This window comes from Enterobacter sp. SCRI0065 (assembly GCF_059766475.1).
This window is the reverse complement of record NZ_JCBAJB010000002.1, coordinates 752939-768103: the sequence shown is the minus strand read 5'-3', so window position 1 is coordinate 768103 and position 15165 is coordinate 752939. Positions and strand designations below refer to the sequence as shown.

The 15165-nt window shown below is 53.2% G+C and carries 15 protein-coding genes; 9 read left to right on the top strand and 6 right to left on the bottom strand.

Annotation, left to right across the window (positions count from 1 at the left end; all coding sequences use genetic code 11):
• The first annotated feature begins 66 nt into the window (after window positions 1–66).
• From yebS to AC6EMZ_RS09470, 6 genes are all read left to right on the top strand, one after another.
• Window positions 67–1350: a membrane integrity lipid transport subunit YebS gene (yebS, locus tag AC6EMZ_RS09495; protein WP_498402183.1), complete on the top strand. Its 1284-nt coding sequence runs from the start codon at window positions 67–69 to the stop codon at window positions 1348–1350.
• Window positions 1319–3952 (top strand): PqiB family protein, encoded by a 2634-nt coding sequence (locus tag AC6EMZ_RS09490; protein WP_498402182.1) that lies wholly within the window; start codon window positions 1319–1321, stop codon window positions 3950–3952. The genes yebS and AC6EMZ_RS09490 overlap by 32 nt, the downstream gene beginning before the upstream one ends.
• 76 nt (window positions 3953–4028) lie before the next feature.
• On the top strand, window positions 4029–5474 hold the full coding sequence (gene rsmF / locus AC6EMZ_RS09485; protein WP_498402181.1) for a 16S rRNA (cytosine(1407)-C(5))-methyltransferase RsmF: 1446 nt from the start codon (window positions 4029–4031) through the stop codon (window positions 5472–5474).
• Window positions 5475–5575: 101 nt separating this feature from the next.
• Window positions 5576–5815: a YebV family protein gene (locus AC6EMZ_RS09480; protein ID WP_498402180.1), complete on the top strand. Its 240-nt coding sequence runs from the start codon at window positions 5576–5578 to the stop codon at window positions 5813–5815.
• 104 nt (window positions 5816–5919) lie between these two features.
• A complete protein-coding gene (locus AC6EMZ_RS09475; RefSeq protein ID WP_498402179.1) occupies window positions 5920–6111 on the top strand; it encodes a YdfD/YebW family protein in 192 nt (63 codons plus the stop codon).
• Window positions 6112–6277: 166 nt separating this feature from the next.
• Window positions 6278–7219: a VirK/YbjX family protein gene (locus tag AC6EMZ_RS09470; RefSeq protein WP_498402178.1), complete on the top strand. Its 942-nt coding sequence runs from the start codon at window positions 6278–6280 to the stop codon at window positions 7217–7219.
• 406 nt (window positions 7220–7625) lie between these two features.
• Here AC6EMZ_RS09470 and AC6EMZ_RS09465 read toward each other — a convergent pair whose 3' ends face one another.
• From AC6EMZ_RS09465 to yobA, 3 genes are read right to left on the bottom strand one after another with little or no spacing between them, the layout of a single operon-like run.
• Complete coding sequence (locus AC6EMZ_RS09465) at window positions 7626–7964, bottom strand: YebY family protein (RefSeq protein WP_498402177.1); 339 nt, start codon at window positions 7962–7964, stop codon at window positions 7626–7628.
• 16 nt (window positions 7965–7980) lie between these two features.
• Window positions 7981–8853 (bottom strand): copper homeostasis membrane protein CopD, encoded by an 873-nt coding sequence (gene copD / locus AC6EMZ_RS09460; protein ID WP_498402176.1) that lies wholly within the window; start codon window positions 8851–8853, stop codon window positions 7981–7983.
• A 1-nt stretch (window position 8854) separates the two neighbouring features.
• Window positions 8855–9229: a CopC domain-containing protein YobA gene (gene yobA, locus AC6EMZ_RS09455; protein WP_498402175.1), complete on the bottom strand. Its 375-nt coding sequence runs from the start codon at window positions 9227–9229 to the stop codon at window positions 8855–8857.
• 137 nt (window positions 9230–9366) lie between these two features.
• Between yobA and AC6EMZ_RS09450 the strand changes: the two genes are divergently transcribed.
• Both AC6EMZ_RS09450 and exoX read left to right on the top strand, forming a co-directional pair.
• On the top strand, window positions 9367–9597 hold the full coding sequence (locus tag AC6EMZ_RS09450; RefSeq protein WP_498402174.1) for a DNA polymerase III subunit theta: 231 nt from the start codon (window positions 9367–9369) through the stop codon (window positions 9595–9597).
• Between the two features lie 44 nt (window positions 9598–9641).
• Entirely contained in the window at window positions 9642–10304 is a 663-nt protein-coding gene (gene exoX, locus AC6EMZ_RS09445; RefSeq protein ID WP_498402173.1) for an exodeoxyribonuclease X, read from the top strand.
• On the opposite strand, the gene ptrB is transcribed toward exoX, so the two are convergent.
• Window positions 10301–12361, bottom strand: a complete 2061-nt coding sequence (ptrB, locus tag AC6EMZ_RS09440; protein ID WP_498402172.1) for an oligopeptidase B — start codon at window positions 12359–12361, stop codon at window positions 10301–10303. The genes exoX and ptrB overlap by 4 nt on opposite strands.
• An 87-nt stretch (window positions 12362–12448) precedes the next feature.
• Window positions 12449–13099 carry a tellurite resistance TerB family protein gene (locus tag AC6EMZ_RS09435; protein WP_498402171.1) on the bottom strand — a complete coding sequence of 217 codons (651 nt, stop codon included), beginning with the start codon at window positions 13097–13099 and terminating at the stop codon, window positions 12449–12451.
• Between the two features lie 182 nt (window positions 13100–13281).
• Here AC6EMZ_RS09435 and purT point away from each other — a divergent pair, with 182 nt between their 5' ends.
• A complete protein-coding gene (gene purT, locus AC6EMZ_RS09430) occupies window positions 13282–14460 on the top strand; it encodes a formate-dependent phosphoribosylglycinamide formyltransferase (protein WP_498402170.1) in 1179 nt (392 codons plus the stop codon).
• 33 nt (window positions 14461–14493) lie between these two features.
• Here purT and kdgA read toward each other — a convergent pair whose 3' ends face one another.
• Entirely contained in the window at window positions 14494–15135 is a 642-nt protein-coding gene (kdgA, locus tag AC6EMZ_RS09425; protein ID WP_498402169.1) for a bifunctional 4-hydroxy-2-oxoglutarate aldolase/2-dehydro-3-deoxy-phosphogluconate aldolase, read from the bottom strand.
• Window positions 15136–15165: the final 30 nt, after the last annotated feature.

The window sequence follows — 15165 nt, the reverse complement described above, 5'->3', positions numbered from 1 at the left end:
CTCATTCTCAAGATGAATCCTGATATGAGTTAATATAACGTTAATTAATCCTTTTATGCGCGACTGATGGCACTCAAAAATCCCAAAATCACACCGGCTAAAAAGATCACTGTCCATTCGGTCAGCGATGCGCTACCTCGTGCACATTATCAGCGTTGCCCACAGTGCGATACGCTTTTTATGTTGCCGAAGATGAAATCGCACCAGAGCGCGTACTGCCCTCGTTGCGACGCAAAAATTCGCGACGGACGAGACTGGTCCTTAACCCGTTTGGCGGCCATGGCCGTGACCATGATACTCCTCATGCCTTTCGCGTGGAGCGAGCCGTTGCTTAAGCTCTATCTGCTGGGGGTGCGTATTGATGCCAACCTTTTGCAGGGCATCTGGCAAATGACCCAACAGGGCGATCCATTGACCGGAGCAATGGTGCTCTTCTGTACGGTAGGTGCTCCTGTCGTGCTGGTCGCGGCTATCGCCTATCTGTGGTTTGGTAACATTCTGGGCATGAATTTGCGACCTGTGTTACTGATGCTGGAGAAGCTTAAAGAGTGGGTGATGCTGGATATCTATCTTGTGGGTATCGGGGTGGCGTCGATAAAAGTACAGGACTATGCCTTTTTGCAGCCGGGCGTCGGTCTGTTCGCGTTTATCGCGCTGGTATTACTTAGCATCCTGACGCTGATTCATCTTAACGTTGAGCAGCTGTGGGAGCGTTTTTATCCGCAGCGCCCGGCCACGCGTCCCGACCCAAATTTGCGTGCCTGCCTGGGATGTCATTTCACCGGACTGCCCGATGAGCGTGGCCGCTGCCCGCGCTGCCATATCCCTTTGCGCTTGAGGCGCAATAATAGTCTGCAAAAATGTTGGGCCGCGCTGATTGCGTCGATGGTGCTGCTCTTCCCCGCTAATTTACTGCCGATTTCGGTTATTTATGTCAACGGGGCGAGGCAGGAAGATACGATTATGTCCGGTATTGTTTCCCTGGCGCACAGTAATTTCGCCGTTGCCGGAGTGGTTTTTGTTGCCAGTATTTTGGTGCCTTTTACGAAAGTCATCGTGATGTTTACCTTGCTGATTAGCATTCAGTTTAAATGTGAGCAAGGTTTACGCGCACGCATCCTGTTGCTGCGCTTTGTGACCTGGATTGGCCGCTGGTCAATGTTGGATTTGTTTGTTATTTCGTTGATGATGTCGCTGATAAATCGCGACCAGTTACTCGCTTTTACAATGGGACCCGCGGCTTTTTATTTCGGCTCTGCGGTGATATTGACTATTCTTGCAGTGGAATGGCTGGATAGCCGCTTACTTTGGGATGCACATGAGTCAGGAAACGCCCGCTTCGCCGACTGAAGCGAGAATCAAAACTAAACGTCGTATTTCGCCATTCTGGTTGCTGCCCGTCATTGCGCTAATGATTGCAGGCTGGCTAATCTGGACCAGTTATGAAGATCGCGGCAACACTATCACGATTGATTTCCAGACAGCGGACGGCATTGTTGCCGGGCGCACGCCTGTTCGTTTTCAGGGCGTCGAGGTGGGAACGGTCCAGGATATCCGACTCGGTAAGGACCTGAATAAAATCCAGGTGAGTGCCAGCATTAAGTCCGATATGCAGGATGCGTTACGCAGCGAAACGCAGTTCTGGCTGGTCACGCCAAAAGCGTCTCTGGCGGGCGTGTCCGGTCTGGACGCTCTCGTTGGCGGGAACTATATCGGCATGATGCCCGGAAAAGGTGAGCCTCAGGAACATTTCACCGCCCTGGATACGCAGCCGAAATACCGGCTCAACAACGGCGATCTGATGATTCATCTGCATTCACCCGATTTGGGGTCGCTCAACAGCGGCTCGCTGGTCTATTTCCGCAAGATTCCCGTCGGGCGCGTTTATGACTATGCGATCAATCCCAATAAACAGGGCGTAACCATTGACGTTCTGATCGAGCGCCGTTTCACTACGCTTGTGAAAAAAGGCAGCCGTTTCTGGAACGTTTCGGGCGTCGATGCCGACGTAAGCTTAAGCGGAGCCAAAGTGAAGCTCGAAAGCCTCGCCGCGTTGGTTAACGGCGCGATTGCTTTCGACTCCCCTGAAGGTTCTAAATCAGCCGCCGCTGATGACGAGTTTGGTCTGTATGCTGATTTGGCACACAGCCAGCGTGGTGTGATCGTTAAGCTGGTGCTCCCTGATGCGAAAGGCCTGAAGGCGGGCTCAACGCCGCTGATGTATCAGGGTCTGGAGGTGGGACAGTTAACCAAAATGACCCTCAACCCTGGCGGCTCAGTTACCGGTGAAATGACGGTCGATCCGAGCGTGGTCGATCTGTTACGCGAAAAGACCCGCATTGAGATGCGCAGTCCTAAGCTGTCGCTGAGCGACGCCAGCATCAGCAGCCTGCTGACGGGCACCACGTTTGAGCTGATTCCCGGTGAAGGCCAACCCAACAACAATTTTGTGATTGCCCCTGCCGATAAAGCCCTGCTGCAAAAGCCAGGCGTAATGACTCTGACGCTTTATGCTCCGGAGAGTTACGGTATTGAAGCCGGTCAGCCGTTAATTTTACACGGCGTTCAGGTCGGTCAGGTGCTGGAGCGCAAACTGACGGAAAAAGGCGTTACGTTTTCCGTCGCAGTTGATCCAGTTTATCGAGACCTGGTGCGCGGCGACAGTAAGTTTGTGGTGAACAGCCGCGTGGATATCAAAGTCGGCCTTGATGGCGTTGAGTTCCTCGGTGCCAGCGCCAGCGAATGGGTGAATGGCGGCATTCGCATCTTGCCAGGCCAAAAGGGAGACATGCGCGAGAACTATCCGCTGTATGCCAATCTTGATAAAGCTATTGAAAACAGCATGAGCGATTTACCGACCACCACGCTAACGCTCAGCGCAGATACCCTGCCCGACGTTCAGGCTGGCTCTGTCGTGTTATATCGCAAGTTCCAGGTTGGGGAAGTGATTACCGTGCGCCCGCGTGCCGACGCGTTTGATATTGAATTGCATGTCAAACCGGAATATCGCAAATTGCTAACGGCTAACAGCGTGTTCTGGGCCGAGGGAGGGGCAAAAGTTCAGCTTAACGGTAGCGGCTTAACCGTGCAGGCCGCTCCTCTTTCCCGCGCGCTACGTGGTGCGATTAGCTTCGACAACCTGAGCGGTGCGGGGGCAAATCAGCGTAAAGGTGATAAGCGAATCCTCTATCCGTCCGAAACCGCGGCACGTGCGGTGGGTGGACAGATAACCCTGCACGCCTTTGATGCAGGCAAGCTGGCCGAAGGAATGCCGATCCGCTATCTGGGGATCGATATTGGGCAGATTCAGAAACTGACGTTGATTACCGCGCGCAACGAAGTTCAGGCCACCGCCGTACTTTATCCGGAATATGTGCAGAATTTTGCCCGTACCGGAACGCGATTCTCCGTGGTGACGCCGCAGATTTCTGCCGCCGGGGTTGAACATCTCGACACCATTTTGCAGCCCTATATCAACGTTGAACCAGGGCGTGGCAATGCCCGCCGCGACTTTGAGCTTCAGGAAGCCACCATCACCGACTCGCGCTATCTTGACGGGTTGAGTATCGTGGTTGAAGTGCCTGAAGCCGGTTCAATGAGTATCGGTACGCCAGTATTGTTCCGGGGTCTTGAAGTGGGCACCGTCACCGGCCTGACGTTAGGCACGTTGTCGGATCGCGTGATGGTTGGCCTGAGGATCAGTGAACGCTTCCAGCATCTGGTGCGTAATAACTCCGTCTTCTGGCTGGCATCGGGTTACTCACTCGACTTCGGCCTGACGGGCGGCGTGGTGAAAACCGGCACCTTTAACCAGTTCATTCGCGGCGGTATTGCGTTTGCTACGCCACCGGGTACGCCGTTGGCACCGAAAGCGCAGCCTGGCAAACACTTCCTGCTGCTTGAAAGCGAACCTAAAGAGTGGCGTGAGTGGGGAACTGCGCTGCCACGTTAATCGGTGGGCTCCGGTGCCAATGCACCGGAGCCTTTGTGGTACACTGCGCCCCTGAATGATTCCCTGTGGTGTGCTCGTGGCTCAAAACTCCGTATTTCTTCCTGATGAATTCCTGGCGCAAATGCGCGAGGCTCTTCCTGCTCATCTCTCCTTCGATGCATTTATTGATGCCTGTCAGCGCCCTTTGCGCCGCAGCATTCGTATCAATACGTTAAAAATTAGCGTTGAGGATTTTCTGCAACTGGTATCGCCTTACCGTTGGCAACTGACGCCAGTGCCGTGGTGCAAAGAAGGTTTTTGGATCGAGCGTGAAGATGAAGAAGCGTTACCTCTGGGAAGCACGGCTGAGCATTTAAGCGGCTTATTTTACATTCAGGAAGCCAGCTCAATGCTGCCTGTCGCTGCGCTGTTTGCCGATAACAATCAACCTTTACGCGTTATGGATGTGGCCGCGGCGCCAGGTTCCAAAACGACGCAAATTGCTGCCCGAATGCAAAATCGCGGTGCAATACTGGCGAACGAGTATTCCGCCAGTCGTGTGAAGGTGCTGCACGCTAATATCAGCCGATGCGGGATTGATAACGTCGCGCTGACGCATTTTGATGGCCGGGTGTTTGGCGCAGCGCTGCCTGAATCCTTTGATGCTATTTTGCTGGACGCCCCCTGCTCCGGCGAAGGCGTAGTTCGTAAAGATCCTGACGCCTTAAAAAACTGGTCCGTGGCAAGCAATCTTGATATTGCCGCCACCCAGCGGGAACTGATTAACAGCGCCTTTCACGCGCTACGTCCCGGCGGCACGCTGGTGTATTCCACCTGCACTCTTAATCGTGACGAAAACGAGGCGGTCTGCCTGTGGCTTAAAGAGCAATATCCGGACGCTGTTGAAATCTTGCCCTTAGGCTCACTTTTTGAATCGGCAAAAGAGGCGCTAACGCCTGAAGGCTTCCTGCACGTGTTCCCGCAGATTTTCGATTGTGAAGGATTTTTTGTCGCGCACCTGCGTAAAACCACCGCGATCACGCCACTGCCTGCACCCAATTTCAAAGTAGGTAATTTTCCATTCACCCCAATGAAAACGCGCGAAAGCGCACAAATTGCCGCCGCCGCGCAACAGGTTGGCCTGCGCTGGGATGAGCATCAGCGCCTCTGGCAGCGAGACAAAGAGGTGTGGCTTTTCCCGACAGAAATCGAGCCGCTGATTGGTAAAGTACGATTTTCACGTATCGGCATTCGTCTTGCTGAAGTGCATAACAAAGGTTATCGCTGGCAGCACGAAGCCGTTATTGCGCTGGCAAAGGGTGAAAATACCTTTGCCCTAACGCACAAAGAAGCCGAAGAATGGTATCGCGGACGCGATATTTATCCGGACAGGTCGCCTGAGCGTGACGAAGTCATTGTGACCTATCAGGGCTTTGCGCTGGGGCTGGCAAAAAAGGTCGGTTCAAGACTAAAAAACAGTTACCCGCGTGAGCTGGTTCGCGATGGGCGATTATTCACCGGTAGCGAAAGCGACGAACACTAAATCGCACGTTTTAACTGGCGCTTTTGCTCTCCTGAACTACGCTGAAAAATGGGTGATCATACTGGTCGTACCAGATTTTAAGCCATTTTCCGGAGAGCATTATGACGAAAACCAGCGTGCGTATTGGCGCTTTTGAGATCGACGATGCTGAATTGCGCGGCGATACTCAAGGCGATCGAACGTTAACCATCCCCTGTAAATCCGACCCGGATTTATGTATGCAGCTAGACGCCTGGGATGCTGACACCAGTATTCCAGCCATTCTTGATGGTGAACATTCCGTACTATACCGTGAGCATTACGATCAGAAGTCCGATGCCTGGGTCATGCGTCTTGCCTGACTCAAAAAGAACCCGCCCAAAGGCGGGTTATTTATCCCCGCAAATTTCCCCTGTGTTAAATCATCCCCTACACTATCAATACGGAAGCCAGATCAGAGGATGAGATGTTCGCACTGGTACTTTTTGTATGTTATCTGGACGGCGGGTGTGATGACATCGTTATAGATGTCTACAACACCGAGCAGCAGTGCATGACGTCGAGAAAGGAGCAGCGAATCCGCCATGGCGGCTGTTATCCGGTCGAGGAGTTTATCGATAGCTTTTGGTCGCCCGCGCGGGAATACGGAGACTTCTGATTATTACCATTTTGCCAGCGTCCGGGCCGTAATTGATAACATCGGCGCAGTTTATGTTGCCAACTTAAATCGTCAGTAAACAAAGGCGTAATAAAGGTTTAGCCGCTCTTAAATACCATCAAGCAGGCCCTTAGAATATATCCATAATTCTAAAGAGGTCTCCATCGTGTCAAATACCAGCCTGCAAATTGATGTGTCGGAAGCACAGCCCGTCAATATTATCTCCGCGCTGACCAACGGGCAGCTTGTCCCTGGCCCGATCTGGACGAAGCGCGAATACCGTCTAAAGTTCTTCCTGCGCTCGTTGCTATTCTGGTCCTCGACAAATCGTATGCTGGGCGCACTTTCTCGCCGCGCTGACTTCGATAAGCTGCTGGCTGCGCAAATCACCTTGCCGAGTAAAACACATCGACAGTACCTGGCTCGTGGGATGGGTGCTAACCAGCGTGCCGATGCCATTATCCATCACTACGAATGGCTCGATGCTTTACCTGATACAGGACTTAAAAACGCGCTAACGAACCCAGTCGCGCAGCCGGTTGTCCACTTTCACGCAAAAGATGAAGCTGGTTATACCGTTTATGCCTCCTCCGCCACCAAAGCCGAGCGTGAAGGCGAAAGTACGCTTTGGCTTTGTGATGAAGAAGATACGCTGCTGGCGAGCCTGACGTTCAGCGTCGTTCCAGCAGGCGATCGTTCTGCACTGGTGATTGGTGGTTTACAGGGACCGCGCCGTGGTGTCACGCGTGAAACCATCAAAAATGCCACCCGAGCCTGTCACGGCCTGTTTCCAAAACGCGTGCTGATGGAGGTTATTTTTAACCTGACGGCGCAAAGCGGCATCAGCGCCATTTATGGGGTTAGCGATGAAGGCCATGTATTTCGCGCCCTGCGCTATCGTTTGAGCAAAGGCCGCCATTTCCACGCCAGCTATGACGAGTTCTGGGCATCCATTGATGGCAAAAAGCTCTCGTCCTTCCGCTGGCAGTTGCCGCTTCAGATGGAGCGTAAAACCCTGGAAAGCATCGCCAGTAAAAAACGCGCCGAATATCGCCGCCGTTTTGGACTGCTGGATGAAATTGCGATTGCGATAAAATCCCGGTTTTAACCCCTGGCGGCTTACGCGAATATCATCCGAAAATTTAACAAAACAGCCAAAAAGCGCTGGACTTTCGCCTGCCGTGTTGTGGTATGGTTAAAACAGAAGCACAGGGCGGCTTCCGCTGCGATGAACGGTAAATCGGGAAATAGTTTTACTTTCATGCAGATAAAAAGAGACCGAATACGATTCCTGTATTCGGTCCAGGGAAATGGCTCTTGGGAGAGAGCCGTGCGCTAAAAGTTGGCATTAATGCAGGCTAAGTACGCCTGACACCTTAAGAATAGATGACGACGCCAGGTTTTCCAGTCCGCAGCAAAAGTGGCCTGAAAAAAAGCGTTTAAACATCTCAAAAAAGAAAAAACCGCAATGCTTCCTGAGAGAAGCCTGCGGTTTTTTTATTGGAAAGACCGAGCTAGCAGAGCTTATCCGCGCGCTCAATAAACGGTTGCAGACTCTTCTTCTGGCTTGGGTTTGCCGGGTCATCAATCTGAATAATGCTTATCGGCTGGCCTTTGCTGCTGCCGCTGGCAACCTGCTGCTCAGCGATGTCATTCAGCGGGTACTGCACCAGCGTACTGGGGTTGATTGCGTACAGGGCATGCCCGGGACGACAGGTCAGCATCACCTCTTCGCGGTTAAATGCCCAGTTATCTTTACCCACTTCAAAACGGCTAACGGTTATCACCTGTGGCGCCGCAAATGCTGTGCTGGTACAGGCCAGCAATAAAATAGAAAGTACTGTTTTTTTCATACGTTGTTTAACCTTGTCAGAAGGGTTCCCAGGTGGCAAACAGGCTGACCGCTGCCAAAACCAGAGCCCCTAGTGCAACCTCTGCCTGTGTCATCCAGATAAAATATTGTTGCGCCCGCCCGGTGTCGGTACGCAGTCGCGGAACCAAAAGATACCGATTCAACAGCGCAATAACCACCATCATCGCCACCAACGCACATTTGAACAAAAGAAGCTGCCCATAGTCCGTCTGCCACGGCAGCTTAGCGCCCAGGATCAACAGACCGTTGATAATGCCAGTGAAGATAACGCCGGCAACAGCGTAATGCCCCACGCGCGAAAAACGCATCATGGTGTAGATAGCCTGAACGCGCCAGCGCCCGTTGGCCAGACGCAGGCAAATTAGCAGCGGTAGCAGACCGCCCACCCACGTTGCGGCGCACAGGAGATGGACGGCGTGATTCACGCGCTGTAGTACGCCGGGAAGCCCATCACGCATCGCCGCGTGTCCAACACCCGCGAGCAGGATAAACTGCCCTAACGTTAATAAGAGCAACAGCCTGGCATTCTTTTTAGGGGCAATCCAGGCCGCACACGCGGTGAGTAACGCGAGTATCATCTGCCACAGCCAGACGCTGCCAAACTGAGTGGTGATGACGGCGCGCCAGATATCCGGGCGCATCACATCCCCCCAGCCGTCGCCCATTAATCCACCCTGAACGGCCATCATCAACACTGCCGTAGCCAGGCTCACCAGTACCGCCGCTTTTTGCTGCCACAGTAAACGATTGGCCATCAGGCGCTGTAGCGAGAAAGGGGCAAGCCAGGCGCTGTAAAGCGCATTGCCAAAAATCAGCATCAAGGCAGTAAAATGCACAAACCGCAGGGCGACGAAGCTTAACGCCAGCATGTTATTTCACGCTAAAACGATAGTTGCCCTTGGTTTTGTGACCATCGACGGACACCACATGCCATTCCACTTCATAGGCACCAGGGGTTAACGATTGTTCAAGAGGCACGATAAGTTGGGTTTTGTCGTTTTCAGCACGTTTGACCGCCCCAACGCTAACCACCTGCTGTTTGTCGCCAGCGATCGTAACGCCGCTAAATTTAGGCTCAATCCCCTCAGAAAAATTAAGCGTCAACGCTTGCGGAGCAGCGTCCACCACCGCGTCAGCCGCCGGGTATTGATGCTTCAGATGAGCATGAGCTAGAGCTGCAGGCGCTGCCGCCAGAGAGAGGACAACGACCAGTGCGCGAACCGCGCGGGATGGGTTGAAAACCATATCAATCATTCCTTTTTGTTATGCCTATATGACAGAGGATAACCCTGTATAATATCTGAGTCGAGAACCATCCGGAGATGGCTTGTCAACGCAGGGCAACCGCGGTAACGTTGGCGCCGAAAATTCAGGAGAAGAGAATGAAGACCAATCTGGCAGCCCTTCCTCAGGAAGAGATGGATAAGATCAATGTCGATCTTGCCGCCGCAGGCGTGGCATTCAAGGAACGGTATAATATGCCCATCATTGCCGAAGTCGTCGAGCGCGACCAGCCTGCACATTTGCGGGACTGGTTTAGAGAGCGATTAATCGCTCATCGCCTGAAGTCCGTCACGCTATCGCGTTTACCGTACGAACCAAAGGTTAAGTAAGCTTAACGAACTGCGCATTTTATTTTTACGGCCAGGAGCAAGCCATGCTGCGTGTTATTGATACCGAAACCTGCGACCTTCAGGGTGGGATTGTCGAGGTGGCGTCCGTTGATGTCGTCGACGGAAAGATTGTCAATCCCATGAGTCATCTGGTGCGCCCCGACCGCCCTATTAGCCCACAGGCGATGGCCATTCACCGCATCACAGAATCAATGGTAGTGGATAAGCCGTGGATTGAAGAGGTTATCCCAAACTACTACGGGAGCACGTGGTACGTCGCGCATAACGCCAGCTTCGATCGTCGCGTCCTGCCAGAAATGCCCGGCGAATGGATTTGTACCATGAAACTGGCGCGTCGCTTATGGCCAGGCATTAAGTACAGCAATATGGCGCTATACAAATCACGCAAGCTCAATGTGAAGACGCCAGAAGGGCTGCATCATCACCGCGCACTGTATGATTGCTATATCACGGCAGCGTTGCTGATCGATATAATGAATAACTCAGGATGGACGCCGGATGATATGGCGACCATCACTGGCCGCCCTGCGTTGATGACGACCTTTACCTTCGGCAAGTATCGCGGTAAAGCGGTTTCTGAAGTGGCAGAACGCGACCCTGGTTATTTACGCTGGTTATACAACAACCTCGATAAAATGAGCCCGGAACTGCGTTTAACGCTCCGCCATTACCTGAATGAAGCTTAACGAGCCGTCTGGCCTGGCAACGAGTCTTGCGCCAGGCCAATCAAAAATGCGTATTCCAGCGAGACGCCTTCATAAGATTTAAATCGTCCTGACTTCCCGCCATGTCCCGAGTCCATATCGGTGCAGAGCAGCAGCAAATTATCATCTGTTTTCAGCTCGCGTAGCTTCGCCACCCACTTTGCCGGTTCCCAGTATTGTACCTGGGAGTCATGCAGCCCCGTCGTCACCAGCATGTGCGGATAGGCTTTTGCCTCGACGTTATCGTAAGGGCTGTACTCCTTCATATAGCGATAATAGGTTTCATCCTGCGGATTCCCCCATTCTTCAAACTCACCTGTCGTCAGGGGGATAGATTCATCCAGCATCGTGGTGACGACATCAACGAAGGGCACCTGCGCAACAATGCCTTTAAATAGCTCCGGTCGATGGTTGATGACGGTGCCCATTAGCATCCCGCCCGCACTGCCGCCCATCCCAAAACATCGCTCAGGATCGCCGTATCCTTGTGCAATTAGTGCGTCGCAGACGTCGAGATAATCGTTAAAGGTATTTTTCTTGTTCAGGAATTTACCGTCTTCATACCAGTGCTGACCAAGTTCTCCCCCGCCACGGATATGGGCAATGGCAAAGACAAATCCTCTGTCGAGCAAGCTCAGTCGACTGCCGCTGAAATCCGCATCCATGCTCGATCCATACGAACCGTAGCCGTACACCAGCAGCGGATTTTTACCTTTGCGGAAATGATCTTTGTGATAAACCAGCGAAACGGGGACTTCAACGCCATCACGTGCAATCACCCAAAGGTGTTCGCTACGGTACAGGCTGGCGTCAAAACCCGTCACCTCAGCCTGTTTAATGACGCGCCGTTGCCCGGTGTCCATATCAAGTTCAAACAGCGTATCGGGCGTGGTCATTGACGAATAGCCATATCGCAGACGCGAAGATTCTGGTTCGGGATTATAGCCAATCCAGGTGACGTAGGCCGGATCGTCAAAAGCAATCCCGATTGATTCGCGGCTTTTACGATTGATTTGTCTGATGCTGGTCAACCCACGCTGACGCTCTTCGACAACCAGCCAGTCGGTGAAGAGCGTGAAACCTTCAAGCATCACATGCTCGCGCGCCGGAATTAACACTTCCCACTTACGCTCGTCGCGGACTTTTGTTTTATAGAGACCAAAGTTTTTGCCTTCGCGATTGGAGCGCAGGTAAAAGGCGTGCTGGAAATGATCGAGACTGTATTCATGATCTTTACGCCGCGGCAAAAAACAGAGCGGTTGCGCATCGGGTAATTCGGCATCGAGCAGCAGTACTTCCGTCGTGGTGGCGCTGGCAAGTGAAATGATCACGTAGTGTCGCGACGTGGTTTTGTGCAAGCTGACGTAAAACATTTCATCTTTTTCTTCGTAGACCAGCTCATCATCACATGAGGCGGTGCCAACCGTATGCCGCCATACCTGGTAGGGCAAAAGCGTAGACGCATGTTTTTTAACGTAGTAAACGGTTTCAGAATCGTTCGCCCAGACAAAACCGGACGCGACGTTATCCAGCATTTCCGGATACCAGTTTCCCGTCTCAAGATTGCGGAATCGCAACCCATACTGGCGTCGGGAAAGATAATCTTCGGCCAGCGCCATAATGGTATTGTCTGGGGATACCGACATCCCGCCAAGGGTATAAAACTCACTGTGCGAGGCGCGTTGATTGGCATCCAGCAGGATCTCCCAGTCGTCCCACTCGGCGTTAAGCACCGACTGTCGCTGGTAAATGGCGTATTCATTGCCCGGTTCGTAGATGTGCCGGTAGCGGTAGCCGTTCCGGGTCCACGGCGCAGAGATATCATGCTGGGGAACGCGCGCGACCATCTCAGCGAGCAGGCTGTCCTGTAGCACCTGCTGAGAGGACATAACCTTTCGGCCATAGTCATTCTCCTGATGCAGATAGTCGAGGACCTCTGGCTGCGAACGCGAGTCGTCCCGCAGCCAGTAATAATTATCGATGCGCGTATCACCATGGGTGGTGATCGCTTTGGGAACAGATCGGGCTTTTGGCAGCATGTCAGTTTTTCTTTTGCGTTTTACACCCTATAAGGGTGGCAAATCGCACGCATGATGCAAGCGAAACGTGACAAGCGAAGGCGAGAATTATCCCGGTAATGCCTGTTTCTGTTGCTTAATATCCTGCTCAATCCCTTCACGGACATCCTTAGGAATATTCAGTGCATCTCCCAGCGCATTAAGGTAACTGCGCTCCATAAAATGATCGACATCGATGGCCGCACAGCTCAGGAAGTAAAGCTCCAGCGCTTCCTCTTCATTTTTAACACTTTGCGCCAGACGAATCGGATCCAAAGGCTGCTCAATGGCCTGCGCTACCAGCACTCTCCCCTGCTCCTCGACGCCCGCCTCTCGCATCTGCTGTTCGATGGCAGAGCGTTCCTGAGCATCAATATGTCCGTCACTTTTTGCGGCAAACACCAGCGCAAGAATGAGTCGCTCGGTACGCACATCTATCGGTGAGGTATGCTGCCCATACTCCGGTTCCGCCTGATGCGCCGTTCGCACCCGTTCCTTGTACTTATTCCACAGCACCGTTCCGGCCACCGCACCGCCACCTGCCAGCAGCGCACCCGTGCCGTATTTTGCCAGCAGTTTACGCGATGATTTATTGGCAACCAGTAAGCCCGCCAACCCCCCGAGTGCGCCGGGTACGAGCAGCTTGCTCAGCCCTTGCTGACCGGACGACGATACCTTTTGACCCAACATTGATTGCAATTGATTTAACCAGCCTGACATGATTTTCCCCATTTAACGGTTGGTAATCTTCACAGCGTAAGCGAGTTGATGTCAGGAAATGTCTGCCTGCACTAAAGATGCGAAAATGTCGCAGCCACGCAGCCGCGCTTAATCCTCGTCGAGGCAAGACAGACGCAAACGTTTTCGTTTATACTGCGCGCAACTTTTTCAGGGGGATATTTATGACTCGTTTAGGAACCGCACTGCGTCCAGCCGCGACGCGCGTAATGCTGTTAGGCTCAGGAGAGCTGGGAAAAGAAGTCGCCATTGAGTGCCAGCGCCTGGGTGTTGAGGTCATCGCCGTCGATCGTTATGCCGATGCACCCGCCATGCACGTTGCACACCGCGCATACGTCATTAATATGCTGGATGGCGATGCCTTACGCGCGCTTATTGAAAAAGAAAAACCTGACTTTGTCGTACCTGAAATCGAAGCGATTGCTACCGAAACGTTGATAGCACTGGAAGCAGACGGCCAGCGCGTCGTGCCTTGCGCCCAGGCGGCCAAACTCACCATGAATCGCGAGGGCATTCGTCGCCTGGCAGCAGAAACGTTAGCGATCCCAACCTCAAGCTACCGTTTTGCTGGCGTTAAGACCGAGTTCGTCCAGGCCGTAAATGAGATTGGCTACCCGTGCATCATTAAGCCGGTCATGAGCTCCTCCGGTAAAGGGCAAAGCTTTATCCGTAGCGAAGAGACGCTGGATAAAGCGTGGGATTACGCCCAGCAAGGCGGACGAGCGGGCGCTGGACGCGTGATTGTCGAAGGCGTGGTGAAATTTGATTTTGAGATAACCCTGCTCACTGTCAATGCCGTCGACGGCGTGCATTTCTGCGACCCCATTGGTCATCGCCAGGAAGATGGCGATTACCGCGAATCATGGCAACCTCAACGGATGAGCGCCCTGGCACTTGAGCGCGCGCAGGACATCGCCCGTCACGTCGTCGTCGCGCTGGGCGGATATGGTTTGTTCGGCGTTGAGCTGTTTGTCTGCGGTGACGACGTGATCTTCAGTGAAGTCTCTCCTCGCCCACACGATACCGGTATGGTGACGTTGATTTCACAAGATCTCTCAGAGTTTGCCCTGCACGTTCGTGCTTTCCTTGGTCTGCCAATTGGCGGAATTCGTCAGTATGGCCCTGCCGCATCCGCTGTGATCCTGCCGCAGCTGACCAGCCAGAACGTGACGTTTGATAACATTGATGCCGCCGTGGGTGCCGGCCTGCAGGTGCGATTGTTTGGTAAACCGGAGATTGACGGAACGCGCCGTTTGGGTGTGGCGTTAGCCGTGGCGGATGATGTAGAAGAGGCCGTTGCGCGGGCGAAAAAGGCTGCCGCAAGTGTGAAGGTCGAGGGATAAAAAAACGGGCCGTTTGGCCCGTTTATCTGTGCTTTACTGCTTAGCGCCTTCGACTGCTTCACGCGCCAGCTGAGTGATGCGATCCCAGTCGCCCGTTTCCAGCGCATCCGCCGGAACCAGCCAGGAGCCGCCGATACAGAGAACGCTTTTCAGCGCCAGGTAATCACGGTAGTTCGCCGGAGAGATGCCGCCAGTCGGGCAGAAACGCACCTGAGAGAACGGGCCTGCAATTGCCTGCAGCGCTTTGGTGCCGCCGTTAGCTTCAGCCGGGAAGAATTTAAACTCTTTCAATCCGTAATCCATGCCCAGCATCAGTTCAGACACGGTGCTGATACCAGGGATTAACGGAATGGTACCTTCGGTTGCCGCTTTCAACAGTGGCTCAGTCAAGCCTGGGCTAATCGCAAACTGCGCGCCCGCTTCGGTGACTTCTGCCAGCTGCTGTGGATTCAGCACGGTACCCGCACCGATAATGGCCTCAGGGACTTCTTTTGCAATCGCGCGGATAGCATCCATTGCACACGCGGTACGCAGCGTGACTTCCAGAACACGAACACCACCTGCAACCAGCGCTTTCGCCATCGGGACAGCGTGCTCCAGTTTATTCACCACGATAACCGGTACTACAGGACCAGTTGTCAGGATTGCTTCTGCACTTGTTTTCCAGTTTTTCATCAGAGTTTTTCTCTCGCCAGATCGATAAAT

Bases quoted from the DNA above. Each gene is read 5' to 3' on its own strand.
- yebS (WP_498402183.1), top strand. From the start codon at position 67: ATGGCACTCAAAAATCCCAAAATCACACCGGCTAAAAAGATCACTGTC.
- AC6EMZ_RS09490 (WP_498402182.1), top strand. From the start codon at position 1,319: ATGAGTCAGGAAACGCCCGCTTCGCCGACTGAAGCGAGAATCAAAACT.
- AC6EMZ_RS09480 (WP_498402180.1), top strand. From the start codon at position 5,576: ATGACGAAAACCAGCGTGCGTATTGGCGCTTTTGAGATCGACGATGCT.
- AC6EMZ_RS09475 (WP_498402179.1), top strand. From the start codon at position 5,920: ATGTTCGCACTGGTACTTTTTGTATGTTATCTGGACGGCGGGTGTGAT.
- AC6EMZ_RS09465 (WP_498402177.1), bottom strand. From the start codon at position 7,964: ATGAAAAAAACAGTACTTTCTATTTTATTGCTGGCCTGTACCAGCACA.
- copD (WP_498402176.1), bottom strand. From the start codon at position 8,853: ATGCTGGCGTTAAGCTTCGTCGCCCTGCGGTTTGTGCATTTTACTGCC.
- yobA (WP_498402175.1), bottom strand. From the start codon at position 9,229: ATGGTTTTCAACCCATCCCGCGCGGTTCGCGCACTGGTCGTTGTCCTC.
- AC6EMZ_RS09450 (WP_498402174.1), top strand. From the start codon at position 9,367: ATGAAGACCAATCTGGCAGCCCTTCCTCAGGAAGAGATGGATAAGATC.
- exoX (WP_498402173.1), top strand. From the start codon at position 9,642: ATGCTGCGTGTTATTGATACCGAAACCTGCGACCTTCAGGGTGGGATT.
- ptrB (WP_498402172.1), bottom strand. From the start codon at position 12,361: ATGCTGCCAAAAGCCCGATCTGTTCCCAAAGCGATCACCACCCATGGT.
- AC6EMZ_RS09435 (WP_498402171.1), bottom strand. From the start codon at position 13,099: ATGTCAGGCTGGTTAAATCAATTGCAATCAATGTTGGGTCAAAAGGTA.
- purT (WP_498402170.1), top strand. From the start codon at position 13,282: ATGACTCGTTTAGGAACCGCACTGCGTCCAGCCGCGACGCGCGTAATG.
- kdgA (WP_498402169.1), bottom strand. From the start codon at position 15,135: ATGAAAAACTGGAAAACAAGTGCAGAAGCAATCCTGACAACTGGTCCT.